The sequence below is a fragment of the Oxalicibacterium faecigallinarum genome, assembly GCF_014635705.1.
Lineage (GTDB): Bacteria > Pseudomonadota > Gammaproteobacteria > Burkholderiales > Burkholderiaceae_D > Oxalicibacterium > Oxalicibacterium faecigallinarum.
In genome coordinates, this window is sequence record NZ_BMDI01000001.1 from 1,245,489 (window position 1) to 1,268,396 (window position 22,908).

General features: G+C 55.0%; 19 protein-coding genes and 1 other RNA gene. 3 read left to right on the top strand and 17 right to left on the bottom strand.

Annotation, left to right across the window (positions count from 1 at the left end):
* Positions 1–29: 29 nt before the first annotated feature.
* Complete coding sequence (gene tal / locus IEV29_RS06030) at positions 30–968, top strand: transaldolase (protein ID WP_188380321.1); 939 nt, start codon at positions 30–32, stop codon at positions 966–968.
* Between the two features lie 18 nt (positions 969–986).
* On the opposite strand, the gene IEV29_RS06035 is transcribed toward tal, so the two are convergent.
* On the bottom strand, positions 987–1,664 hold the full coding sequence (locus tag IEV29_RS06035) for a substrate binding domain-containing protein (RefSeq protein WP_188380322.1): 678 nt from the start codon (positions 1,662–1,664) through the stop codon (positions 987–989).
* A 167-nt stretch (positions 1,665–1,831) separates the two neighbouring features.
* Here IEV29_RS06035 and IEV29_RS06040 point away from each other — a divergent pair, with 167 nt between their 5' ends.
* Positions 1,832–2,380 (top strand): hypothetical protein, encoded by a 549-nt coding sequence (locus tag IEV29_RS06040; protein WP_188380323.1) that lies wholly within the window; start codon positions 1,832–1,834, stop codon positions 2,378–2,380.
* A gap of 181 nt (positions 2,381–2,561) precedes the next feature.
* Here IEV29_RS06040 and IEV29_RS06045 read toward each other — a convergent pair whose 3' ends face one another.
* The 9 genes from IEV29_RS06045 to ubiD form a co-directional block, all read right to left on the bottom strand.
* A complete protein-coding gene (locus IEV29_RS06045; protein WP_188380324.1) occupies positions 2,562–3,809 on the bottom strand; it encodes a CaiB/BaiF CoA transferase family protein in 1,248 nt (415 codons plus the stop codon).
* A gap of 5 nt (positions 3,810–3,814) precedes the next feature.
* Complete coding sequence (locus tag IEV29_RS06050) at positions 3,815–4,471, bottom strand: HD domain-containing protein (protein WP_188380325.1); 657 nt, start codon at positions 4,469–4,471, stop codon at positions 3,815–3,817.
* A 41-nt stretch (positions 4,472–4,512) separates the two neighbouring features.
* Positions 4,513–5,109: a recombination mediator RecR gene (gene recR, locus IEV29_RS06055; protein WP_188380326.1), complete on the bottom strand. Its 597-nt coding sequence runs from the start codon at positions 5,107–5,109 to the stop codon at positions 4,513–4,515.
* A 12-nt stretch (positions 5,110–5,121) separates the two neighbouring features.
* Positions 5,122–5,448: a YbaB/EbfC family nucleoid-associated protein gene (locus IEV29_RS06060; protein ID WP_188380327.1), complete on the bottom strand. Its 327-nt coding sequence runs from the start codon at positions 5,446–5,448 to the stop codon at positions 5,122–5,124.
* A 54-nt stretch (positions 5,449–5,502) separates the two neighbouring features.
* Positions 5,503–7,536, bottom strand: coding sequence for a DNA polymerase III subunit gamma/tau (locus tag IEV29_RS06065; protein ID WP_188380328.1), 2,034 nt, complete (start codon positions 7,534–7,536; stop codon positions 5,503–5,505).
* A 125-nt stretch (positions 7,537–7,661) separates the two neighbouring features.
* The gene (locus IEV29_RS06070) at positions 7,662–10,754 is read right to left on the bottom strand and encodes an efflux RND transporter permease subunit (protein ID WP_188380329.1); all 3,093 of its coding nucleotides are present in this window, start codon (positions 10,752–10,754) and stop codon (positions 7,662–7,664) included.
* A gap of 21 nt (positions 10,755–10,775) precedes the next feature.
* Positions 10,776–11,918, bottom strand: a complete 1,143-nt coding sequence (locus tag IEV29_RS06075) for an efflux RND transporter periplasmic adaptor subunit (protein ID WP_188380330.1) — start codon at positions 11,916–11,918, stop codon at positions 10,776–10,778.
* A 231-nt stretch (positions 11,919–12,149) separates the two neighbouring features.
* Positions 12,150–12,248, bottom strand: an RNA gene (ffs, locus tag IEV29_RS06080) — signal recognition particle sRNA small type.
* A 109-nt stretch (positions 12,249–12,357) separates the two neighbouring features.
* A complete protein-coding gene (gene ubiD / locus IEV29_RS06085) occupies positions 12,358–13,842 on the bottom strand; it encodes a 4-hydroxy-3-polyprenylbenzoate decarboxylase (protein WP_188380331.1) in 1,485 nt (494 codons plus the stop codon).
* A gap of 469 nt (positions 13,843–14,311) precedes the next feature.
* Here ubiD and IEV29_RS06090 point away from each other — a divergent pair, with 469 nt between their 5' ends.
* Entirely contained in the window at positions 14,312–15,286 is a 975-nt protein-coding gene (locus IEV29_RS06090; RefSeq protein ID WP_188380332.1) for a transglycosylase SLT domain-containing protein, read from the top strand.
* A 66-nt stretch (positions 15,287–15,352) separates the two neighbouring features.
* Here IEV29_RS06090 and IEV29_RS06095 read toward each other — a convergent pair whose 3' ends face one another.
* The 7 genes from IEV29_RS06095 to IEV29_RS06125 all read right to left on the bottom strand — a co-directional run bounded on the left by IEV29_RS06095 (position 15,353) and on the right by IEV29_RS06125 (position 22,908).
* Positions 15,353–16,525, bottom strand: coding sequence for a pyridoxal phosphate-dependent aminotransferase (locus IEV29_RS06095; protein ID WP_188380333.1), 1,173 nt, complete (start codon positions 16,523–16,525; stop codon positions 15,353–15,355).
* Between the two features lie 109 nt (positions 16,526–16,634).
* Entirely contained in the window at positions 16,635–17,105 is a 471-nt protein-coding gene (gene nusB / locus IEV29_RS06100) for a transcription antitermination factor NusB (RefSeq protein ID WP_188380334.1), read from the bottom strand.
* A gap of 72 nt (positions 17,106–17,177) precedes the next feature.
* Complete coding sequence (ribH, locus tag IEV29_RS06105) at positions 17,178–17,672, bottom strand: 6,7-dimethyl-8-ribityllumazine synthase (protein ID WP_188380335.1); 495 nt, start codon at positions 17,670–17,672, stop codon at positions 17,178–17,180.
* Between the two features lie 97 nt (positions 17,673–17,769).
* Positions 17,770–18,882, bottom strand: a complete 1,113-nt coding sequence (gene ribBA / locus IEV29_RS06110; RefSeq protein WP_188380336.1) for a bifunctional 3,4-dihydroxy-2-butanone-4-phosphate synthase/GTP cyclohydrolase II — start codon at positions 18,880–18,882, stop codon at positions 17,770–17,772.
* A gap of 110 nt (positions 18,883–18,992) precedes the next feature.
* On the bottom strand, positions 18,993–21,008 hold the full coding sequence (locus tag IEV29_RS06115) for a sensor histidine kinase (RefSeq protein ID WP_188380337.1): 2,016 nt from the start codon (positions 21,006–21,008) through the stop codon (positions 18,993–18,995).
* An 85-nt stretch (positions 21,009–21,093) separates the two neighbouring features.
* The gene (locus IEV29_RS06120) at positions 21,094–21,753 is read right to left on the bottom strand and encodes a response regulator transcription factor (protein WP_188380338.1); all 660 of its coding nucleotides are present in this window, start codon (positions 21,751–21,753) and stop codon (positions 21,094–21,096) included.
* A 123-nt stretch (positions 21,754–21,876) separates the two neighbouring features.
* Positions 21,877–22,908, bottom strand: a complete 1,032-nt coding sequence (locus IEV29_RS06125) for an OmpA family protein (RefSeq protein WP_188380339.1) — start codon at positions 22,906–22,908, stop codon at positions 21,877–21,879.

Here is a 22,908-nt window from a genome sequence, read left to right on the forward strand (position 1 = left end):
CATCACATACCAACACCAAACGAGACAGCATGAATCAGCTTGAACAGCTTAAACAGCACACCACCATCGTCGCCGATACGGGCGACTTTCAATCCATCAAGGCATTTGCACCACAGGATGCAACGACCAATCCGTCGCTGATCTTGAAAGCCGTCCAAAAGGACGAGTACCGCCCGATCATGGAAAAAGTTGCCCGCGATCACGCCGGCAAGCCCACCGAGGTGATCGTCGACAATTTGCTGGTCGCTTTCGGTCAGGAAATCCTCAAGGTCATCCCGGGACGCGTTTCGACGGAAACCGATGCACGTCTGTCGTTTGATACCGAAGGTTCGATTGCCAAAGGTCGTGAACTGATTCGTCTGTATGAAGCCGCAGGCATCTCGCGTGACCGCATCCTGATCAAGATTGCATCGACGTGGGAAGGCATCCGCGCAGCAGAAGTGCTGGAAAAGGATGGCATTCACTGTAACCTGACGTTGCTGTTCTCGCTGCCGCAAGCCGTCGCCTGTGCGGAAGCACGTGTGCAACTGATCTCGCCATTTGTCGGCCGCATTTACGACTGGTACAAAAAATCCACGGGCACCGATTACACCGGTGCTGACGATCCGGGCGTGCAATCGGTCAAGCGCATTTACACGTATTACCGCAAGTTCGGCTATGCGACTGAAGTCATGGGTGCCAGCTTCCGCAACACCTCACAGATTACGGAACTGACTGGATGCGATCTGCTGACCATCAGCCCGGAACTGCTGCAAAAACTGGCCGCATCGGACGCGCCGCTGACACGTAAGCTCTCGCCCGCAGACGCGCAGGTAGCTTCTGTCGATCAACTTGATCTCGATGAAAAACGTTTCCGTTTCATGCTCAACGACGATGCCATGGCAACGGAAAAACTGGCCGAAGGCATACGTGCATTTTGCGTGGATGCCATCAAACTCGATGGTCTGATCGAGGCCCTCGCCAAGTAAGATAAGCGGCACATCGCTTCATGGAGGCGATGTGCCGTCTTTCACCTGCAACTGCCACGCCGGCGGCATGCTCTCCAGCAGATAATCGAGAAACAGACGTAACTTGCCGTTGGCAGCACGTCTGTCCTGATAACAAGCGTAGAACGTCAGCGGCTCGATATCGGCGCGCGCGCCATCTGCCTTGCCCTTCTTGCGTTTACCTTGCTCGACCTCGAATAAGGGCACCAGCAACCCCTGTGCAATCAGGGGATCGGCGATGAATGCACCGAGCCGTGCAATGCCTGCCCCATCCACCGCAAATCTGGCAAGACTGTCGATGTCATTGCTGATCATGGCGGGATTGAGGCGCGGTTCGAATCGCACGCCGTGACGCAAAAATCCCCAACCAAGCAAACGACCATCCATCGGTGAACGAAATAGCAAACACTGATGTGCCTGCAAATCCTCCGGTTGCTGCGGCACACCACGCTGCGTCAGGTAGGAAGGTGCAGCACAGAATCTGAGCGGCACGCAGGCGATACGCCGTGCAACCAGGCCCGGCTCGAGCTGTTGCGCAAAACGGATACTCACATCAATCTCTTCACGGATGTGATCGACGTAATGGTCGGCCAATACCAGTTCCATCATCAAACGCGGATACCGCCTTGCAAAAGCCGGAATCAGCGGCGCCAGGACATTGCGACCAAACGCAGCCAAACCGGCAACACGTCAGATTGGTCGCATTGTCTGTGCGGCAGCCAACGTGAAGTTGCAGTTAAGAAAATTTAACCAAGAAGAGTGTTACTGAAAGAAACTATTGGGAACAGATGGAATAGAGTGATGGTCGGATAGATGTATCGACAACATTTCCAGAAAGCATTTCCATGTTTCAATCCACTCACTCTCTTCTCACGGCGCCTTTTACGCGCAAGGCATTCTCCGCCGGACTGCTCCTTCTGGGTTTTGCTGGCATACTCCCCGCCGCCGCGTCAGATACGGTCCTGGATACCGACGTCGCGCCAGAAAGCGCACCGCACAACATGTACTTTGCAACCAGTATTGCGACCCGTCACTTCCGTCCGGATGATGCGCACAACAATACGCAGCACCTGCTTAATCTGGAATGGAATTATCGCGACAACACACTGGTGGGCGCCGCGCATTTCAAGAATTCGTATCGTCAACCGACAACGCTGGTTTATTGGGGCAAGAAATATCATCCGTTTGATGTATCACCGAACACCTACGTCAAGGTGGTCGGCGGTTTGATTCACGGATACAAGGACGAGTATCAGGACAAGATACCGTTGAACAAATATGGTACCGCCCCGGTGATTCTTCCGGCCGTTGGCTATTGCTATAAACAGTTGTGCACGGAGGTGATTGTGTTCGGCACGGCCGGTGCGATGTGGACGGGCGGCGTGCGTTTCTGACGTCCGGATTTAAACGGAATAAAAGACGGCATTGCAACTGCATGCCGTCTTTTTTAATTGTCAGCGACAGATCAGTTGAAAATCAGCCCGTTGAACGTCCAGTACCCGAGCAGGAACAGGCAAAGGGCAATGGCAAACTGCTTGAAAAAATTCTTATCCATCTGATCTCCTCTTCTTCGATTTACACGACACCGTCACGCCGCAGATCGGCAATGGCTGCCTCTTCGTAACCCAGCGTGCGCAGTACCTCTTCCGTATGTTCGCCCAGCTTTGGCCCCAGCCAGTTTGTCTTGCCAGGTGTAGCCGATAGCTTGGGAGTAATGGCCGGCATCTTGACCGGGGTACCATCCGCAAAGCTGTGCTGCTCGAACATGCCGCGTGCCAGAAATTGTGGATCGCTCATCATGTCGCGCACAGAATAGATTTTCCCGGCCGGGACATCCGCCTTCTGCAAGATCGACAAGGCCGAATCAATCGTTTGCGTTGCACACCAGGCCTGTATCGCTTCATCGATTTCGGCTGTACGCGGCACACGCCCGTCATTGCGCGCCAGTTGCGGATCACTGGCCAGATCATCACGTCCCATTGCCAGCATCAGACGCTTGAAGATGGCATCACCATTACCTGCAATGACAACGTTCTCGCCATCACCAGTCGTGTAGGTATTCGATGGCACAATACCGGGCAAGGCACCGCCCGTGCGTTCACGCACCACACCGGCGTGATCGTATTCAGGGACGAGTGACTCCATCATGTTGAAAACGGCTTCATACAACGCAACATCCACCATCTGCCCTTGTCCCGCAACCAGTCCGGCACCTGACTGACCATTCCAGCGCCCACCCGTCACATCGCGATGACGCAAGGCCATCATCGCCCCCATGACACCATGCATGGCCGCTAGCGAATCACCAATTGAGATACCCACACGCAGTGGCGGACGATCGGGAAAACCGGAGACATAACGCAGTCCGCCCATGGATTCACCAATTGCGCCAAAGCCGGGCTGATCCTTCATCGGCCCCGTTTGTCCGAAGCCTGACAAACGAACCATGATGGTTGCCGGATTGATCGCCTTTAACTGCGCATAGCCGAGCGACCATTTCTCTAGCACGCCCGGGCGATAGTTCTCGATAATGATGTCTGCGTCCAGAGCCAGTTGCTGTGCAATTTTCTGTCCGCGCGGGTCCTTGAGATTAAGCGTCAGGCTCTTCTTGTTACGTGCCTGCACCGACCACCAGAGCGAGGTGCCATCCTTGAGCACACGCCATTGGCGAATCGGATCGCCGCCATCCGGCGATTCAATCTTGATGACTTCAGCGCCAAACTCGGCAAGCATGCGAGAACAAAACGGGCCGGCGATCAGTGTGCCAAGCTCAAGAACCTTGATGCCGGCCAATGGACCGGAAGAAGTAGAAATTGCCGTCATGGAAATCAGATGGAAGAAAGTGTCTGTAATTCGGTGCGCATATTCGCGCGCGCGCGTGCCTCGTATTCCGCGCGCAATGGCTCGGTGAAATACAACACGGGGCGATCCAGAAACGATTGCAGCACCTTGCTGCGTGTCGCACGATACTCTGCCTCTTCAACCCAGGCGTATTCGGCGCGAATCGCCGCGCAGTAACGTGCGTAATCGTCCGGATCACTACCGAGGATGGCCAGGTCCAGATCAAGAAACAGCGGCATGTCCGCAACTTCCGTCGTGGTCACACGATGCCCTGCCGTGGCAGCAATACAAGCGGTGACGGAAGGAATCAGCGACTCGTCCACTTCCATCGCCAGCAAGGCACAACGTGCCAGATCGGCGCTGCGTGCTTCGTTATCGCGGCGTTGCGGGTCATAGACGGCGTCATGGAACCAGATCGCCAGATGGACGATATGCGTGTCTTGTATCTGATCTGCCCAACGCTCGGCCTGTGCCAGCAAGGCCGTCACATGCGAGAGATCGTGATAGCGACGATGCGGTTCGCAAAAACGTTCGCACAACTGCCACCAGACTTGAGAAGCCGCTGTGGTATCTGCCTGCAGCGAGGCACTCAGTTGGTGCCAGCGTACGGATAGACCATCGATCAGGTGAAAGGAGCCGGACATGGCATTACTCCATGCAGGTGTCGCTTGAAACGACGAAATGGTCAGGTCGTACGTCGATCCAGCATGGCACGCGCAATCGTGCCGGCATCGACATACTCGAGTTCGCCCCCAACAGGTACGCCGCGCGCCAGACGACTGACCTTGAGACCGCGTGCTTTCAGCGTTTCGCTGATGTAATGCGCCGTAGCCTCGCCTTCGTTGGTGAAGTTGGTTGCCAGCACGACTTCCTGCACAATGCCGTCCGTCGCCCGCGTGATCAGTTTTTCCAGATGGATGTCACGAGGACCAATACCATCCAGTGGCGACAGACGCCCCATCAATACGAAATACAAACCCTTGTAAGTCAGCGTCTGTTCGATCATCAACTGATCGCCGGGCGTTTCGACCACGCACAGCATTTCGGGATTGCGCTCGCCATCGTGACAGACTTCGCAAATCTCATGCTCGGTAAAGGTGTTGCACATGGCGCAATGGCGTACCTTTTCCACTGCTTGCGACAATGCGCGACCAAGTTGCGCCGCACCGTCGCGATCATGCTGCATCAGATGAAAAGCCATGCGTTGTGCCGACTTCGGGCCGACGCCAGGCAAACGGCGCAGCGCTTCGGTCAGAAAGTCGAGACTGGATGGCGTTTTCAAGCGAAACCGATTTTAGAAAGGCATCTTGAAGCCAGGTGGCAACGGCATGCCAGCAGTCGCGCCAGCCATTTTTTCCTGCGTGGTGGATTCGACCTTGCGGACCGCGTCATTGAATGCTGCAGCAACCAGATCTTCCAGCATGTCCTTGTCGTCACCCACGAGCGAAGGATCGATGGTCACGCGTTTCACGTCGTGCTTGCAGGACATGACAACCTTGACCAGACCAGCACCGGACTGACCTTCGACCTCGATCAATGCAAGTTGCTCCTGCATCTTTTTCATGTTGTCCTGCATTGCCTGCGCCTGCTTCATCAGGCCTGCCAACTGGTTTTTCATCATGATGGGAAACTCCTTTGATTCGAAATGGATAGGAACGAGAGAACAGCGAGGCGATCAGATGGGTCTGACCGAGCCGGGCACGATGGTCGCGCCAAACTCCCGCATCAGTTTTTGTACGAAGGGATCATCCTGCATCGATTGCTCGGCTTCGCGCTGACGTTCGGCGCGATCGGCCATGGCGGCGGCATTGGCCGTATGCTGTACCGGACCGAGCTTGCTGTTGATGCGCACCGTCTGCCCGAAATGATCGCTCAATGCCGCAATCAGCTTGTCCACACTGCCAGCCGCCAGCAAGGTCTCGACGCTGACTTGCAGATCCAGCTGGATGGTATTGCCTTCCCGCCGCGCACCCATGAGCTCGCTCTGCTGCGCCAATTGTTGCGCCACGCCGCGTACGGGCAAGGTAGCAGCCAGCACCGGCCAGTTACCATCCCACGCCAGTCCATCGATCGGATGCAATACAAACGGACGAACAGGATCCTTATCAGCTGACTGCCCCCGTTGCATCGGTGCATCTGCTGTTGCGTTTAATACTTCAGTTTTTTTTTGAGCAGCGGCCGGAGGTGCGAAATCCTCATGACGTCCGCTTTGCACAGGCGGCATATCTGCCCCGTCATCCCACGGTGGCGCCGGAGGCAAATCCGGCAAATCCATCGGTGGTGCCTGGTCAAACGCAGGTGAGGTGCGTGTGGCTGGAACAGACGACGTAACGGCAACAGGTGCTGCAACTGCCGCATTCACGGCAGGGACGGGAGGACGTGTGGATGACGTACCGCCCTTCATCCCCGCGCGAGCCGCTTCCAGTGCTGCACGTGCGGGACTCACGCCGCCAGCAGAACCCGGTCGCGCCAGTGGCGCACTGGTCGTGGCCACTTGCGGTGCTGCACTCAGGCGTGCCGTTGTAGCAGGTGCCGCACTTGCTGCCGGACGGGCTGCTGCCGTCGCCGCAGGCGCCGCATTGCCAACAGGCCGTGCCTCGGTAGGGCCAAACCCTGGACGAAACGCCAGCATACGCAACAAGGTCATGGAGAAACCGGCATATTCATCCGGTGCCAGTCCCAATTCGTTACGGCCGTGAACGGCAATCTGATAAAAGAGTTGAATCTCTTCTGCATCAAACAAACCGGCCAGTCGAAGAATATCCTCGCGTTCCGGCAAATCATCCGGCACAGCCGATGGCACGCTCTGCGCCAGGGCAACACGATGCAACAGCGATCCGAGGTCCTGCAGGGCCGCGTTGTACGACAGACTGCGAGTGGCCATTTCATCGGCCACTGCCAGCAATCCGGTACCATCCTTTTCAGCCAATGCATCAAGGATACGGACGAGGAAGGATTGATCCAGCGCACCCAGCATGCCCTGAACGGCATCCAGCGTGACTTTGCCGGCTGCATATGCAATGGCCTGATCCGTCAGCGACAAGGCATCACGCATCGAACCATGCGCGCCCTGTGCCAGCAGACGCAAGGCCGGGGTCTCGAATTCAATCTGTTCCTGACCCAGAATATTCTCAAGGTGCGAAACGATATGACCGGGCGGCATCTGCTTGAGATTGAACTGCAGGCACCGCGACAGGACAGTCACAGGAATTTTTTGCGGGTCGGTCGTCGCAAGGATGAACTTGATGTGCTCGGGCGGCTCTTCCAGCGTCTTCAACATCGCGTTGAAGGCGTGATTGGTCAGCATGTGCACCTCGTCAATCATGTAGACCTTGAAGCGCGCGTTCGACGGTGCATAGATTGCCTGCTCCAGCAACTGCGCCATTTCATCCACGCCACGATTGGAAGCCGCATCCATCTCGATGTAGTCAACAAAACGGCCGGCATCGATTGCGACACAGGCTTCACAGACACCACACGGCGTCGCGGTAATGCCACCATTGCCATCCGGCCCGACACAATTGAACGACTTCGCGAGAATCCGTGACAAGGTGGTTTTACCGACACCGCGGGTGCCGGTAAACAGATAAGCATGATGCAAACGCTGATTGTCCAGTGCATGCGTCAGTGCACGCACGACGTGTTCCTGCCCGACCAGCGTGTCGAAACTCTTCGGACGATATTTACGGGCAAGAACTTGATAGGACATGAGGCCGTTCTAAAAGAATGGGAAGAATGTCAGCGAATGCGAAAAACAACCCGCATTTTACCTGACACCGGGCAGAGATTTGCAGTGACCGCAGATTCGGCCACTGCATGCAGGATTCACCTGTATCAGCGCGCGGCCTCCATTTGCTCTGACGTGATCTGCAACGGGCCATTACCACTGTAGCGATCAAGGAACAGATAGATCACGGGCGTGATAAACAAGGTGATGACTTGCGACACCATCAGTCCGCCCACAACGGCCAGGCCCAGTGGCTGCCGCAACTCGGCACCAGCGCCGATCCCCAACGCAATCGGCATGGCACCCATCGCGGCCGCCAAGGTGGTCATCATGATCGGACGAAAACGCAGAATACATGCAGTGCGGATCGCTTTGGCTGGCGTCTTGCCCTCGTCGCGTTGCGCCGCCAGCGCAAAGTCGATCATCATGATGGCATTCTTCTTGACCAGACCAATCAGCAGCAGAATGCCGATGATCGCAATCATCGTGAGCTCGACGTTAAAGATACGCAAGGTCAGCAAGGCGCCCACCACTGCCGATGGCAGACCGGCGAGAATCGTGATCGGGTGGATATAACTTTCGTACAGCACGCCCAACAGGATGTAGATCACGACAACTGCCAGAAGCAGCAAGGCAATTTGATTGCCCTGCGATGCCTGAAATACTGCCGCATCGCCGGCATAGCTGGTGATAATGCTCTGCGGCAGTTCGATCTGGGCCTTGATGCGATCCATATTGGTGGTTGCCTCACCCAGAGGAACGCCGGGAGCCAGATTGAAGGAAATCGTAATTGCCTGCAGCTGCCCCTGATGATTGACAGAGATCGGCCCGGCCGTACGCGTGACAGTCGCCACACTTAACAGCGGCACCAGCGCCCCCGTCTTGCTACGCAGATAAACCTTGCTCAGATCCGACTCATCCTGCTGTCCGACATTGCTGTCCTGCAGAATGACGTAATAGCTGTTGGCACTGGTATAGATTGTCGAAATCTGTCGATCACCAAAGGTACTGTACAGGGCGGTGCGGATGTCCTGGATACCGATACCTGCCTCGTTGGCGCGATCGCGATCGATATCGATCTGTGCCTGCAACCCCTTGAGCTGTGAATCACTGGTTACATCAATGAAGGCATGATCGGCACGCATGCGCGCCATGATTTTCTCCGACCACTCGTTGAGCTCAGCCGCTTTCACGCTCTGCATCACGAACTGGAACTGGCTCTTGCTCTGACGTCCGCCCAGTCGCAGGTTCTGTACCGGCGTCATGAAAACATTCAACCCTGGCACCTCGCGCACAGCCTTGCGCAGCTGTCTCAAGACTTCGTCCATCGATTCACGCTCGTTACGCGGCTTGAGTCCGATAAACATATTGCCGACATTGCTGTCACGCGTACGCACGGTGCCGGTCGCCACATTCGGATTGGCGCGAATGATTTCCGATGCCTGTGTCATCAGCTTGACCATGGTCGGATAGGAGGCGTCTTCCGGACCTTCCACCGTCACACTGATCTGACCGATATCTTCAGTCGGAAAGAATCCCTTGGGAATCGTGATGAACAGATATGCCGTCAGTGCGAATGTGGCGGCAGCCAGTAGCAGAATCGTCTTGCGATGCGAGAGTGACCAGTCCAGTCCCCGCGTGTAACCGGTCAGCACACGATCAAATCCACGCTCGAACTGGCGACTGATCCACAGCTCCTTGCGTTCATGCTGCTCGTCTTTTTCCGCTTTCAGATAACGACTGCACATCATCGGTACCAGTGTCAGCGACATGAGTGCCGACACCAGTACGGCCAGCGAAACCACCGCGGCAAACTCATAGAACAGCAAGCCGATCACACCCGGCATGAAGAAAATCGGGATGAACACGGCAACCAGCGAAATCGAAATCGAAATAATCGTGAAACTGACTTCGCGCGATCCCTTGAGTGCAGCCGCCAGCGGCTCCATCCCGTTTTCGATATGCCGCACAATGTTTTCCAGCATCACGATCGCATCATCGACCACCAGCCCGACCGCAATCGTAATACCCAGTAACGAAACATTGTCCAGACTGAAACCGGCCCAGTACATCAATGCCGCACAACCGATAAGCGAGATCGGCAAGGACAGTACCGGAATCAATGTCGCCGTAAAACGCTTCAGAAACAGGAAAATCACCATCACTACCAGCGCAATCGTCAGTGCCAGCGTGAAATGCACATCGTGAATCGCCTCACGGATGGATACCGAACGATCATTCAATACCTGCACATCGATCGATGCCGGCATCTGCTCGCGGAACAAAGGTAATTGCGCTTTCACCGCATCGACGACTGCCACCGTATTGGCATTGGGTTGGCGCTGCACCGCCAGCACGATGGACGGTTTGCCATTGGCCCAGCTCCCGCTTTTGGTCGATTCCACACTGTCGGTCACATCTGCCACATCAGACAAGCGCGTGGTTTGCCCGTTACGACTGGCGATGACAATGTTGGCGAACGCCGCTGCATTCTGCAATTGCTTGTTGGCCTGAATGGTCAAGGTCTGTCGCTCACCGTCCAGCACGCCGACCGGCGAATTAACGTTGGCACCACGAATCGCCTGCGCCAGTTCATCCATGGTCATATTGCGCGCCGCCAGCTCATCCGCCTTCACCCGCACACGCACGGCATAACGACGCTGGCCGAACACCTGTACCTGCGCCACACCGTTAATGGTCGACAGCGAAGGCGAAATCAGGTTTTCGCCGTAGTCATTCAGCTCGGACAATGGCATTGAAGGCGACGTCAGCGCCAGCAGCAGAATTGCCTGATCGGCCGGATTGACTTTGCGATACGCCGGCAGCGCCGTCATCTCGATCGGTAGACTGCGCTGCGCGCGCAACAAGGCTGCCTGCACATCGACAGCCGCTGCGTCGATATCGCGATCCTGCTCAAACTCAAGCGTGATAGACGTGTTGCCGAGCGTGCTGGTCGAACTGATGGTCGACAAACCGGCGATGGTGGAAAACTGCTTTTCAAGCGGCAAGGCGACCGATGACGCCATCACCTCAGGACTGGCACCCGGCAGCACCCCGGTTACATTAATGACAGGTGTGTCATAGCTCGGCAGTGCTGCAATCGGCAGCTTCACATAGGAGAACGCGCCGATCACGACAATCGCGATCGACAACAGCACGGTCATCACCGGCCGGCGTATACAGAGTTCCGAAATATTCACAAACGGATTCCGTAGGCAGGATCAGGTGTTATCTTCAGGCATTGCGCTCGCAGGTGCCGGCTTGGCAGTAGACTCCTTGACCTTGCTGCCCGGACGCAGGTTCTGCGCCCCTTCCACCACGACACGTACGCCCCCCGAGATACCCGTCACAACGGCCTGTCCGTTTTCGATCGCCAGCACGGTCACCTTGACGTCCTTGACGGTCGCATCCTCCTGAATCACATAAACAAACTTGTCCGTCGGTCCCGTCACCACCGCCTGCGCAGGCACCGTGACAGCATCGTCAACCTGACGCGTCACCATGCTGACATTCACAAACCCGCCCGGCCATAGTTTTTGCGCCTTGTTGTCGAAGCGCGCCTTCATGCGAATCGTGCCACTCTGACTATCCGACATATTGTCGATGAAGAACAATTTTCCCTGGATCGGCGGCTGGCCCGGCAATTGCACCGTCACCGGCGCATCCGCATTCGGGTAAGTATTGACGACGTTGAGCAATTCGCGCTCTGGCAGCGCAAACGTGACGGCAATCGGATCAAGTTGGGTAATCGTTACCATCGGATCGCCGGAAGGCTGTGCCAACGTGCCCGGAAACACATTGATAATACCCAGCCGACCGTCGATGCTGGCCTTGATCTGGTTGTCCCCCAACACAATTTCGCTGGACTGGGCCGCGGCCTGGTTCGCCTTGATCGCGTTGCGCAAGGATTCCACGCGCGCGCGCGAGGTATCGACAACCGCTTGCGAGACAAAATTCTGCTGCGCCAGATCCTGATTGCGTTTGAGTGTCAGCTCGGCATCGGCCAGATCGGATTGCGATGCCGCCAGCTCGGCACGTGTGCGCGCCACATTGGACTGATCGTTGCGCTCATCCAGTGTGAACAGAAGCTGCCCTGCCTTGACGAACTGCCCCTCTTTCACGTGTACCGTGCGCACAATGTTTTGTACCTTTGGACGCACTTCCACCAAGGTGATCGATGACACATAGCCGTTCGCCTGTACGGTCAGCGGAATGCTTTTCTTCTCGGCCACGGCAGAATGAATGGTCTGCACATTGTCCGCACGACGCGGGGCATCAGACTTGTGAAAGAACTGAAAATACAAAATCGCGCCAATCGCAAGGACGCCGATGCCAATAAGAATGTGTTTGCTTGTTCGTTGCATGATGCCGAATGAAATGCATTGCAGAAAAAGGACGACCGAAACAAGGTCATCGCTTCTCGAAAACCATGATCAATCCTAGCGGCGAAGCTTAGCATGGTCACGATGATGGACTGCAACACGTGCCGGAAAAATCCGCATGCAACGCGTTTAAAAAGGAGGATACGGAGAAGAAATGATGCGGAAGAAGGAAAAATGCATTCCGCCAGAGAAACAAGCAAAGAAAAACAGATAAGAGGCGAGCCTTGTCTACGGCACTTGCAGTAAATGGCTGTGGCTGCTTCGTTCCCGACCTGACCAGGTTGACCATGCCACAATGCGCAGGGGCCCGCCAGTCGCAATTTTAACAGCAATGCATGCGCTGTGCGACATGCGTGGCATGAAAATCATCCTGTGGCAGAAACCTGCTTGCCATTTTGCGACAAGCCGGTTTGAGCCCGACTTAGATTCCCAGTTCCTGCCAGATTTGATCCACACGCTTCTTGACCGCTTCATCCATCACAATCGGCGTTCCCCATTCGCGACTGGTTTCACCCGGCCACTTGTTCGTCGCATCAATGCCCATCTTGGAACCCAGCCCACTGACTGGCGAAGCAAAATCCAGATAATCGATTGGTGTGTTGTCGACCAGGGTCGTGTCACGTGTCGGATCGACACGGGTGGTAATCGCCCAGATGACTTCCTTCCAGTCGCGAATATTCACGTCCTCGTCAACCACCACGATGAACTTGGTATACATAAACTGGCGCAGGAAGCTCCAGACGCCGAACATCACGCGCTTGGCGTGACCGGCATAGGATTTTTTCATCTGCACCACCGCCATGCGGTAACTGCACCCTTCCGGCGGAAGGTAAAAATCGGTGATTTCCGAAAACTGCTTTTGCAGCAACGGAATGAAAACCTCGTTCAGCGCCACGCCGAGCACAGCCGGCTCATCCGGCGGCTTACCTGTATATGTAGAGTGATAAATCGGATCGCGCCGCATCGTGATGCGATCGATGGTAAAGACGGGGAAAGAATCCTGCTCGTTGTAATAACCGGTGTGATCGCCGTAAGGCCCTTCCACCGCATGCTCATAACCGGAAGGATGCGAGTCGTCCGGATAGATATGTCCTTCCAGCACAATTTCGGCCGAAGCCGGCACCCGCAGTTCACTACCGATCGACTTGACCAGCTCGGTACGGCTGCCACGCAGCAAACCCGCAAACTGGTATTCGGACAGACTATCCGGTACCGGCGTGACGGCACCTAATATAGTAGCGGGATCGGCACCCAGCGCAACCGACACCGGGTACGGCTGGCCGCGATTGACGATGGTGTGTTCACGGAAATCCAGCGCGCCGCCGCGATGGGCCAGCCAACGCATGATGACCTTGTTGCGGCCGATGACCTGCTGGCGATAAATCCCCAGATTCTGGCGCTTCTTGTGTGGCCCCTTGGTGATCACCAGGCCCCATGTAATCAGCGGCGCAATATCGCCCGGCCAGCAGTGCTGAATCGGCAGACGCGACAAATCGACGTCATTACCTTCCCAGACAATCTCCTGACACGGCGCACTGCGCGACTCTTTCGGTGCCATATCCCACAGCGCCTTGACCATCGAAGTCATGCCCAGCACATCCTTGAACCCCTTGGGCGGCTCCGGCTCTTTCAGACTCGCCAGCACGTGACCGATCTTGCGCAGTTCGCTGATATCGTCGGCGCCCATCCCAAGGGCAACGCGCTTGGGCGTGCCAAAAAGATTGCCCAGCACGGGAATCTTTTGACCGGTCGGTTGCTCGAATAGCAGCGCCGGGCCTTGTGCTCGCAAAGTTCGGTCGCATATCTCTGTCATCTCCAAATGCGGCGAAACAGGTACGTTTATGCGTTTAAGTTCGCCCATTTGTTGCAATTGAGAAATGAAGTCGCGCAAGTCGGAATATTTCATGTTTTTTTGCGTTTTTTGACACTAGACCTGACAAATGAATTGAAAAGTCTAAGTGATTGATTTCTATGAGTTTTATAAAAACTCATAAGAAAAATAAGATTTAAAAGTTATAGAAACACGTTTTTATAGTATTGACTTGATATAAACGGGCTCCTACAATTCGCGCAACTCGAAGAGCAGACCCCGTATTTGAACATCAAAACGGATAGAAAAGAAACTCTCTTCTCTTCACCGGGGGATCGGGCCTCCAGCATGTTCTCAAGTTTTGCAAGGCGTTAGACCTTCCCGAACAAGTTGTTTGCACCGGATGGACCGCAAGAGCGACATCCCACAAAGCAGTCAACTCCGACGTTTGTTGTGTGTTACGACGTAACGAAACAAACGATTTCTCTGATTCACGGCATGTTCAGGGTTCTACATCAGGAATTTGGTGGAGCCCTTCACCTGCCGCGTTAATCCTGGAGCCAGAATGTTAGATCGTATGAACAAGGCGATGCGTCAAGTCGCCAACCAATCAGCTCGACAGGTGATCGCGCGCTCGACAACCGTGCGCGCCTCCACCGGCAATATGCTCAGCACGCTTCGCCACGCTGTCATGGTGCTAGGTCTGATGGCAATTGCCATCCTGACCATGATGTTTTTCAAACCGGAAGTCGCTGATAAACTGCAGGCGATTTCCCCATTCAGCGAAGCCGTTGCGTCAAATCCTCCTCAAGACATGCCGCCAATGGCAAATCTGATGGGTGATGCACCAGTAGCAGCCGAATTGGAAGACAACGACAACGTCAAAACGCTGACCGCCGCCAATATCGCACCAAGCCCGTTGATCGGCAGCGAGATGCAGCAAAAGCGTGTGACCGAATGGATCTCCAAGCGTTACCGCGTTGCCAACGATGCTACCAATATGCTGGTTTCCGCGGCTTATCTGACGGCAGCTGAAATCAACCTTGATCCGCTGCTGATTCTGGCGGTGATGGCGATTGAATCGCGCTTCAATCCCTTTGCGGAAAGTCCGGTGGGTGCGCAAGGCCTGATGCAGGTCATGTCCAAGGTGCATCACGACAAATTCGCAGAAATGGGCGGTACGCATGCAGCCCTGAATCCGGTTGCCAACATCCGTGTCGGTTCGCTGATTCTGAAAGAATACGTTGCACGTGGCGGTTCGGTTGAAGCCGGCCTGAAACGCTATGTCGGCGCAGCAGCCATGGCTGACGATGCCGGTTACGGTGCCAAGGTTTTGGGCGAGTATGACCGCCTGAAAGCCGTCGCCAGCGGCAAGCGCATTTCAGTTTATGCCGCGATGGCAAGCCGTGCGACGCCAAAAGCGCAATCCATCCCTGCGTCGGCTCAGTCCCAACAGCAGCCTGACATGGTCAGCACGGGTGGCAACGTCGAAGACATCGGCAAAAAAGAAAAGCTGTCGGAGAATCTGACCTCACTTTGATCTGCCCAGATTGATTTCAAAAAAAGGAGCCTCCGGCTCCTTTTTTGCTTTTAGAACATGCGTCTGTCAACGCGCGAAGAACCCGCGCAGCCGCCTGATGGCTTCCTCCAGATTCTCCATCGACGTCGCGTAGGAAATCCGCAAATAGCGGCGTGGCGCCGCCACGCCAAAGTCCAGCCCCGGCACCATGACTACGCCCGCCTCCTCCAGCATGGCGCGACTCAATTGATCGGCATCATCGCTGAGTGCCGAACAATCCGCATACACGTAAAAAGCGCCATCCGGCATTACAGGCACATGAAAACCCAGCGACTCCAGCGCCGGAACGATGTAGTCCCGACGACGACGCAGCTCCGCCTTACGGTCTTCATAGATAGCACGAGACTCTGGCGTAAAACAGGCCAGTCCGGCGTGCTGCGCAATACTCGAAGCGCAAATGAAAAGGTTTTGCGCCAGCTTTTCGATGGCGGGTCCCAGACTGTCCGGTACGACCAGCCAGCCCAGCCGCCAGCCGGTCATATTGAAGTACTTGGAAAAGCTGTTGATGACAATCACATCCTCCCCCAGGGAAACCGCAGAGAATGGCGTGCCGTCGTAGCGCAGATCATTGTAGATTTCATCAACGATCACAAACCCGTTTCGCTTGCGCACGACGTCAGCAATCGACGCCAGTTCTGTCGGGGCGACAGAGGTTCCTGTCGGATTCGATGGCGAAGCCAGCAACACGCCCCGGGTTTTTGCCGACCAGTGTGCATCGACTTGCTGCGCCGACAACTGGAACCGCTGCGCCGCATCACAGGCGATCATGCGCGCCTGTCCGTCAAAAGCGGCAACGAAATGGCGGTTGCACGGATACGATGGATCCGACATCAACACTTCCGTATTTTTTTCCACCAACGCGGCGCAAGCCAGCAACAATGCAGCCGACGCACCGGCGGTGACAACGATGCGCGAAGGCGCGACCTCGATACCGTAGACATGTCGATAATGTCCGGCAATCGCCTCGCGTAATTCGGGCAGACCAGTTGCCGCCGTATATTGCAGGCGACCATCCTGCATCGCACGGGCGGCGGCATCGATCACTGGTTGCGGCGCCGTAAAATCCGGCTCGCCGATTCCCATATGGATGATGTGACGGCCCTGGCGCTCCAGCGCGGCTGCATGCTTTGCCAGCTCCATCACGTGAAACGGCGCGATATGTTCCAGCCGGGCAGCCAGTTTCAACAAATCTGCGGACACGATGTCGATTCCTTAGTGAAAACGCCATCTGGCGGAGACTCCACGCAGATGGCGATCATGATGATTCTTTAGCGTCGCGGCCATGTTTCTCTGCCGCGCTTGCAACAATTCAAGCCTTGCGACCGGCGTTGATTTCCACTTCGCGGACCGTCGCCGCAAACTTGTCGAGGACGCCATTGACGTACTTGTGTCCGTCGATACCGCCAAACGATTTGGTCAGTTCGACCGCCTCATTGATGACGACCTTGTAAGGGATCTCGATATGATTCTTGAGCTCAAACGCACCGATCAGCAATGCGGCGTGCTCCACCGGCGACAAGGCGGCAATATCACGATCGATCAACGGCGCCAGCCCGGCGCGCAGCTCCGGTGCCTGCTTGACGGTGCCGTACAACAGTACGTCGAAATGCTCGGCATCGGCCTTATCGAAACCATGTGCCTGACGAATGTGAGCTTCGATGGCGCGCACCTCTTCGTTATTCAGCAGCCACTGATACAGACCCTGCAGGGCAAATTCACGCGCGCGATGGCGCGGCGTACGGTTCTTGTTGGGATTGGCGTGTTCTGATTTCTGGTTCATGGCTTGCATCCACACCTTCTATATAGAAGGCGCATGGTGACAGGTAATTAAAGTTGGACGACCAGCGGCAGCTTAGTCATCCTCGTCTTCTTCAGTGGCATCCGCCAAATCTTCGAGTGCGATCGTCAGATTGGCCATTTCGACGGCAACACGGGCAGCATCCGCGCCCTTTTCTTCCATACGTGCCTCTGCCTGCTCATCCGTATCGGTCGTCAGCACGGCATTGGCAACCGGAATACCGAAATCCAGACCAACACGCGTAATCCCCGCACCGGACTCGTTGGAAACCAGTTCGAAATGATAGGTTTCGCCACGGATGACCGCGCCAATCGCTACCAGTGCATCAAACTGCATGGTTTCTGCCATCTTGCGCAATGCCAGCGGAATTTCCAGCGCGCCCGGTACCGTCACCAGCAGAATGTCTTCGTCCTCTACGCCCAGATGCTTCAGTTCAGCCAGACAGGATGCCAGCAGGCCATGACAGACGTCCTGATTAAAGCGCGCCTGAACGATGCCAATGCGCAGGCCTTCGCCAGCCAGATTGATGTCATAAGTACCAACGGTCATGATGCTTCCTTTATGCGCTTAGGCGCCTTACTCGTTTCAACAGTCGAATCGCAAGTCAATAATTCAACATATATTTTTCAATGAATTGAATGAACGCTCAATTTTCCGGCGTTGCCTGATAACCCGTCACTTCCAGATTGAAGCCGGTCATCGACGGCATCTTGCGTGGCTTGGACAGCAGCTTCATACGCCCCACCGACAGATCGCGCAGAATCTGCGCGCCAATGCCGTAGGTACGCAAATCCATGCGCGAGGCGCGCGGCTGCGGATTTTTTTCCGGATTGTTCAATGCATCGAATTCGCTGAACAGTTCGTCAGCCGATTCTTCGCAGTTGAGCAAAACCATCACGCCGCGATCCGACTGCTTGATTGCCTGCATCGCAGACGCCATGTTCCATGAGTGGGTGGTTGCCTTGGTTTCCAGCAGATCAAGCACGGATACCGGCTGATGCACACGCACCAGTGTTTCCTGATCCGGCACGATATCGCCATGAACCAGCGCCAGATGCGCGCCGCCACTCGGTTTATCGCGATACAGCACAGCCTGAAAACTGCCATGTACGGTTTCCATCGTCCGTTCGCCAACGCGATCGACAAAACATTCATGCTGACTGCGGTAATGAATCAGATCGGCAATCGTGCCGATTTTCAAGCCATGTTCCTTGCCGAATTCAATCAGATCCGGCAGACGCGCCATGGTGCCATCGTCTTTCATGATCTCGCAGATCACCGATGCCGGCGTCAGACCAGCCAGCTCGGCCAGATCGCAGCCCGCCTCGGTATGGCCTGCGCGCATCAGCACGCCGCCCTTTTGGGCTTTCAGCGGAAAAATATGACCAGGCTGCACGATATCGGTCGGTTTGGCATCTTTTGCCACGGCAGCCTGCACGGTACGTGCACGATCCGCCGCCGAAATGCCCGTTGTGACACCTTCCGCTGCCTCGATCGAAACAGTAAATGCCGTGCCGTAGGACGTGCCGTTACGCGCCGTCATCATGGTCAGCGCCAACTGATCACAACGTTCTTCGGTCAGTGTCAGACAAATCAGCCCGCGGCCAAACCTGGCCATGAAGTTGATTGCTTCCGGCGTAACATAATCGGCCGCCAGCACCAGATCGCCTTCGTTTTCACGATCTTCTTCATCGACCAGAATCACCATGCGCCCGGCACGGAGTTCTTCGACGATTTCCTGGGTAGTTGAAATGGACATGGGATATTCTCGGAACAGGCCGCTATTTTAAAGGATTTGCGCCCTCACCAGAATGTGAATCTGTCTAAAAGGCGATCCGAGAACATTTGCGTTGTAGAGCGTTCCTGCGTTCAGTACGGTTTCTGCGGCAGGCGAATACGGAAAATATTCCCCCCTTCCGGCGGGCAAATCAGTTGCAATTCGCCACCATGCTGTTCAACAAACCGTCGAGCCAGCGTTAATCCAATACCGGTTCCTACCCGATTTGCACTGCCTCTCCCCCGAAAATACCGCTCAAACACCCGTGCACGCTCTTCTTCAGGAATGCTCGCACCATTGTCACAAACATCAATCTGCCAGTTTCTGTCGTTATCGTTGATCACCCGGAGAACAATACGACTGCCAGACTGACTGTATTTGACCGCGTTATCCACCAGCGTACGCAAAATCAGCCGCAACCCATAAGGGTCAGCCCATACGAGGGCGGCTGGGTCACAATCAATCTCAAAACCATGCTGGTCTGACAAAGATTGCGTTGCTTCCACCGCATCTGCCAATAACGGCCGAATGGCAGTTTCCTGCGGCGTTACTCCCTGAGAGAACAGTTCAAAACGCTCATCATTCAGGTAATCATCGAAGAGCAACGCAAGCCGTTTGGTCGCCTGACTAATCTTTTCCACGCGCGCCTTACTTCGTACGGCATCAGCAGGGGTTTCCCGATTCAGGTTTTGTGCAGTCGCATCAATGACAGCGAGGGGCGTACGGACTTCGTGAGAAACGGTGGCAATAAACTGTCGTTGCTCCTGTTGAATAGCCTGGGCATGTAGCAAAGCAGTTTCCAGACTTCTTTGAGTCTGCAGTAACTCATCCGTACGCGCATGCACCAGCCTTTCCAACTCCTGCCCCGAACGTTGCGTCATGCGCATCACCTCCCGTTGAGCTCGCTCAGCCTGCCGCCGCATTTCGTAATAATGTCGGCTGATCGCATAAAACACGATCAAGAAAAAGAGCAGCGAACTCAGGTACATGGCATTCTCTGCAAACCACGTTGCCGGTAACCACTGATAGCGTACTAACGACGAATACAGGTAACAACCGAGAAGAAGCAGGCCACCGAAAACAAAGGTCCACCGAATTTCGCTGGTACTACGTAAAGCCGGCCGCCACAAAACGATTACCGATGCTGGAACAATTACCACAAAGACGAGTAACCAAAACGCAAACATTGCGTACCGCACGTTACCGGCAATCGAAATAGCACACATCAACGCGCAGAACGCCCAGACGCTTCCAAGAAAATATCTGGTCAACTTCGGACGTTGTCGATGCAATTGTACGAAGACGACGAAAAATTGCACACAGCATCCGATCATCAGCGTGACCGAAAGGCTATAAAATCCATTGAACCATTGCGGATGAGATGGCATCACGTATTGCTGCCACAGTCCCGTAGAAGTCAGTGTCGTGAAAATACAGCTTGCTACATATAAGGAAAAGCAAAGGTAAACACGATCACGCATCGCGCGTTCGAACCATAAGCCAGCCAAAACCAGCAATGCATACAAACCAATATAAACACCAAAAAGCAATTGTTCTTTACCAATTGCTGCAATAAAGGTCGTCGGTTGCCACAGTGTCAAACGCGCGGTTCGCCAGATTCCGCTATCGATGCGCAGATAATAGGTTTGCTGTGTTCCTGCCGGAATGTTCAGTTTGAATACCGGATGTCGGTAGCCAACCGCACGCTCGGAAAAGAATCTGCTGGAACCGTCTTGATACAACATGTGGTTGTCCGGGCCTTCTGGTACATATAAATCAACCTTTTCCAAAACGGCTGGCTGCACCTCGAGCCACCATTCCGTCTGCGCCTCATTGGGATTGGTGACCGAAAACTTGAGCCAGACTGCGGCATCGAGTTTTTCACGTTTGGGGTTTCCGGAAAGCGGGACAAAATCGCGATACACATCTTGCGAGAGCACTTGCTCAAACGTTAAAGCCTTGGCGTCATCGACCAAAGCGTACAGGTGACCTTCCAATTCGTTGCGGGACTGGTCAAGCGACAGTACAGCATTGGCATGTACGGGTAGTACGGTGACAAGCAGGCAGGAAATAAGAAGAAAAAACAAGCGCGAAAAAATAGATGACATCTGACTTGGCGCTTGAAAAAAGAAAATAAAGTCGTTATCTGTAAATGAATAGCCGAGCTTTGCAATACGACTCTGAACTAGAGAGTCAACTTACGTCAATCGTGGCAAGAAAGACAAAACCCTTACCGTGCTCCGTCCTGAAGGGCAATGGTTTCCCACTTTCTCTCAACCAGCGGCGACGTAACCTGCTTACGATCTGATCTAGCCGGCGCTCGTCAAACTGCAACCAGTCCACCCCAAATGCTGCCGCAATCATCTTTCTTGAAACAACTGTTCCAGGATGCGCGGCAATCAACTTAAGCAGGATCAATTCATTTTCGCTGAGCGAACCAGAATACCCACTGGGAGAAATCAATTTTCTCTGGAGAATGCGCAGTTGCCAGTTCGATCCAAGTCGTCGCTCCAATGCAACCAGATGCGCAGACAGTTCATCAAAACTCACTGGCTTAACAAGATAGAAATCCGCGCTTTCGCGCAAGCTGGCAATCTTATTTCGAAGGCCTCCCTGCGCCGTCAGCATCACAATCCCGCATTGTGGCCGAGCCGCACGTAATTTCGCAGCAACCTGAAGTCCATCACCGTCTGGGAGGCCGACATCAATGATCGCGATATCGAATGCATCAATGAGCGGTTCAAATTGGACAACACTACCTGCCTCATGCACATCATATCCCTGACTTACAAGAAAGTCGGCAACCTCCTCCCTTAAGTCAGCTTCATCTTCCAACAGCAAGATGGTCGTCATGCAACTGCTCCTTGCTTTTCCTGCGTGTCATCGCGCCATTGTAGGGTGAGATGAACATGGCATCAATTTGTACACTGTTTTATTGTGCAACCAGCAACGCCATCGTTGAGATCAGCAAATACTTTATCGATCCTCATGTACGAGCACCTCGACCCGACGATTGGGTTGCAGGCAATCGATCAGTGCCTTTCTTGGAGTCACGCCTTCACAAGCAACAATCTGTTCGGTCAGGCCACGTCCTTCTGCCTTGATCGGAATCTGTACACCGCGCTGCTGCAGATAAGCCTTGACCGTACTGGCACGTGATTCGCTGAGCTTCTGGTTGTAGTCATTGTTGCCCAGGCGATCCGTGTGGCCGATCACGGTCAGGCTCTTGACGTGCGCGTAACCATTCCGCAGTTTGTCTGCCATCTCATCGAGCTCTTCGCGCCCCTTGATCAGCAAATCGCCCTGCGTCGATTTATCAAAACGGAACAACGCATCGGCCGACAAGGTCAGTTTGATCGGCGCCGGCGGTGCAGGACGCGCGCACGCTTCCGCCGCCTGCTCGGCCCGGCCGGTCAAATCTTCGGCGATCTGCACATAGGGCTTGGCATGGCGCCAGCCCGCATCGCGGATCTCGTTGCCGGCATGGACCAGCTCCACTTCCGCACAAGCGGTCTGCTGTGTCGCGCACTGAAAGCCGCTGTGCTGCTTGAGCGCGTCATAACGTGCCCACAGATCAGGCCGCAGCTTCTCGGCATCGTTGACCAGCGGCGTTTCCCAGCCGGCATCCTGCTTCTGTTCCAGTGCGGTCAGAATGCGCTGACTTTCTTCGAGTGCCGCTTGCGGGAAACCGCCACGATCATTTCGACTGTATTCGTGAAAAGACACGTCGAGCCAGCATTGCGCCTTCGACAAGTGGTAGTCGGCTACGCGGCGCCCGCCATCGTTGAGTGTCTTGATACGTTGCTGCGTCTCGCGATAGATGCCGTAATCACGATGGATTGCACGATCGGTAATGCGATCCTGCTGCGGTGTCAGCACGGGGTTGTTCGTCGATTGTGCCACCGCCACCGCAGAAACCAGCGACAGACCTGCTGCTGCAATCAGGATCAGACTCCATCCCGTACGCGACGGATAGAGCGAAGGTTTTTTGTTCGGACTCTTTTTCAT

Coding starts and splice junctions, on each gene's coding strand:
- IEV29_RS06060 (WP_188380327.1), bottom strand. CDS start 5,448: ATGATGAAAAACCAGTTGGCAGGCCTGATGAAGCAGGCGCAGGCAATG.
- ribH (WP_188380335.1), bottom strand. CDS start 17,672: ATGACCGTTGGTACTTATGACATCAATCTGGCTGGCGAAGGCCTGCGC.
- IEV29_RS06065 (WP_188380328.1), bottom strand. CDS start 7,536: ATGTCCTATCAAGTTCTTGCCCGTAAATATCGTCCGAAGAGTTTCGAC.
- IEV29_RS06120 (WP_188380338.1), bottom strand. CDS start 21,753: ATGACGACCATCTTGCTGTTGGAAGATGAAGCTGACTTAAGGGAGGAG.
- ribBA (WP_188380336.1), bottom strand. CDS start 18,882: ATGTCCATTTCAACTACCCAGGAAATCGTCGAAGAACTCCGTGCCGGG.
- IEV29_RS06075 (WP_188380330.1), bottom strand. CDS start 11,918: ATGCAACGAACAAGCAAACACATTCTTATTGGCATCGGCGTCCTTGCG.
- IEV29_RS06040 (WP_188380323.1), top strand. CDS start 1,832: ATGTTTCAATCCACTCACTCTCTTCTCACGGCGCCTTTTACGCGCAAG.
- IEV29_RS06115 (WP_188380337.1), bottom strand. CDS start 21,008: ATGTCATCTATTTTTTCGCGCTTGTTTTTTCTTCTTATTTCCTGCCTG.
- IEV29_RS06045 (WP_188380324.1), bottom strand. CDS start 3,809: ATGACGGCAATTTCTACTTCTTCCGGTCCATTGGCCGGCATCAAGGTT.
- ubiD (WP_188380331.1), bottom strand. CDS start 13,842: ATGAAATATTCCGACTTGCGCGACTTCATTTCTCAATTGCAACAAATG.
- IEV29_RS06050 (WP_188380325.1), bottom strand. CDS start 4,471: ATGTCCGGCTCCTTTCACCTGATCGATGGTCTATCCGTACGCTGGCAC.
- IEV29_RS06090 (WP_188380332.1), top strand. CDS start 14,312: ATGTTAGATCGTATGAACAAGGCGATGCGTCAAGTCGCCAACCAATCA.
- IEV29_RS06125 (WP_188380339.1), bottom strand. CDS start 22,908: ATGAAAAAGAGTCCGAACAAAAAACCTTCGCTCTATCCGTCGCGTACG.
- tal (WP_188380321.1), top strand. CDS start 30: ATGAATCAGCTTGAACAGCTTAAACAGCACACCACCATCGTCGCCGAT.
- nusB (WP_188380334.1), bottom strand. CDS start 17,105: ATGAACCAGAAATCAGAACACGCCAATCCCAACAAGAACCGTACGCCG.